This window comes from Pseudomonas sp. EL_65y_Pfl2_R96 (genome assembly GCF_963970905.1).
Classification (GTDB): Bacteria; Pseudomonadota; Gammaproteobacteria; order Pseudomonadales; family Pseudomonadaceae; genus Aquipseudomonas.
On record NZ_CAXAQH010000075.1, the window covers coordinates 1 to 2133 of the forward strand.

The following is a 2133-nucleotide window of genomic DNA, read 5'->3' on the forward strand; positions in this document are numbered from 1 at the left end:
ACCTCTTTTGCACGCTGCTACGTCAAATCTGAGTCCAATCTCTTCTGCGCAAAACACGGACTTCAATCTCAGACGCGTACTTTTCTGCCATGACTACCAAAGCCGACTTTTTCAACAGAATCGGCCATTAGCTGCCGATCGGCGGTGTCTACTAAATCGAAGACGAGCCCTGGTGTAGAATTCACTCGCTCACATCCTCCGTTTTATCGCAGTGCAGGATGACAGTCCTTTGGTGTGAGCGAGCCGCTATCATCTACAGCCCGCAACGCTTCATATACCTAAGGCTTGGCTCGGTCCCATTGACACTCTTTCAACCTGTCTGCGTCAGTTCCGCTGTCTTTTCGCATGTCGATGTTTCCATCTGCGTCTAGGTAGATGTCGGTATTGGGCCACTTCGGCGAGATGCTGATGCAATGATTACGCCCCCCTTTTTTGCTCCACCACGAAAACTCCATGAAGAATTCGTCGTCTGGGAAAAGTACCCCATTATCAACAGCACCGCCTCCAGGAAGCATTCCACCCTTGTAAATCCGGTCATTAACATTCCAGATGTACCGAAGCTCATCTTGCCCAGCTTTAGAGTAGTGAACATTCACGGTAGGCAAAGCTATGTCCCAGTGAGTGACCACTAAATACAACACCGGTATCCACAGTATCCGCGTGAACCATGTCCGACGCTTACTGGCATTTATGGGCACGGATTCCATCCCCCCAGTTCGCTGGTGGTACGGCCAACACTTCATCCATGATCATCTTCGCGGTTACTCCCCCCGTGGGATGCAGCTTGGCCAGCTTCATCCCAATTTCAATGGAAACCCTATCGGCAACGTCGTCCCATGATCGCGGTTCAGTCCATGGACTCGCCGTAGTATGTGGACCGGGATGCACTCTCTCCGCTTCAGGCTTGCTCATCTCGCCAGCTTTGGTAGCGGCGTCAGACAAAAATTGTGCAGCCCCTGCTCCATCCAGTAACTCGCTCTCTGACAAGCCTCCTATGATTCCAACGTATCCATAGTGGATGTTCGACCAGATGTCGTAAAAGTACTCGTAGGCTCCCTGTTTATGGTGCAGACCAACAAACAGCTTACGAAGCTTCGGTTTGTGATCCCAATCCATATGTGGGCCTACTTTGCTTGTCCAGATTGCCCACGATGTAGCTGTGTCCCTGTATTTGTTCAGAGCGCGGGCTACTGGTCCGCCCAAGCCTGTGAGTCGCGGGGGGGCCCTATCCGGAGATACGGGATCACAGTTATTAAGCCTTTGCATCTCTAAGACTTCCGAACTCAGAATATTTCGGTTCATCTCACCCGCGATGTAGTTGGCCAGCCCTTCCATTTCATCAGGATCTTTGCAAGCGACAGGTTCCGCCTCTGGCCTTGGCGTCGGGTCCGGTTGTTTAGCCGCCGCCTTAGGATCTACAAGGGCATTTGCAGCGGTTGCCTTCTCTGTCAGTTTTGGATCAGCCAGCAGTGTGGCCATTTTCTCATCGTCCACAGTGCCGTCTGGTCGGAATGCTCCGAGTGCCAAGAAGTTGATGATTGTTGCAGCACCAGCATCTCCCATGACGAATCCACCGCCAACATCGCTTGACCCGGTGATGATGGTCCCGCCATGGCTGGTTGGACTGCCCAAGTGAGCCATAGGACGGCCGTTCACTTGAATGGAAGGAAAACCAGTCGTGATAACAGCACCACACCCACAGGTATCGCCTACGCGTGCAGAACCCATGAAGTTGATGTTCGTGTCAGCGGAGGCAGTGGCAATCGGGGTAGTACCGTGTCCCGGTAATGGGCAGACATGTTTGTCACCCAATCGAGCAGAGGAAATCATTCGTCGTCCTTGTCGTACATAAAAAGCCCCCGTCGGTGGAGGCGAAGAGCATTTTTTAGGCGCCGCGAGGTTACCGCATGTGATGGTGAGCGGTCTGTAGGAAAGATCTGAACTTAAGTAACTCCATAGACGTGCGCCTCTGGACCAGAAGTGGATGGTCGTCCTAGGCCTGCTTCCGGCCGATTCTGTTGAAAAAGTCGGTTCGCCCAAAACGCTCGAATATTGATGGGTGAAAACACCTCTTTTGCACGCTGCTACGTCAAATCTGAGTCCAATCTCTTCTGCGCAAAACACGGACTTCAA

The 2133-nt window shown here is 52.3% G+C and carries 1 protein-coding gene; it reads right to left on the reverse strand.

Annotated elements, in window-relative coordinates; translation table 11 throughout:
* Positions 1 to 678 precede the first annotated feature (678 nt).
* Positions 679 to 1830, reverse strand: coding sequence for a polymorphic toxin type 44 domain-containing protein (locus AACY49_RS29425; protein ID WP_339527674.1), 1152 nt, complete (start codon positions 1828 to 1830; stop codon positions 679 to 681).
* Positions 1831 to 2133: the final 303 nt, after the last annotated feature.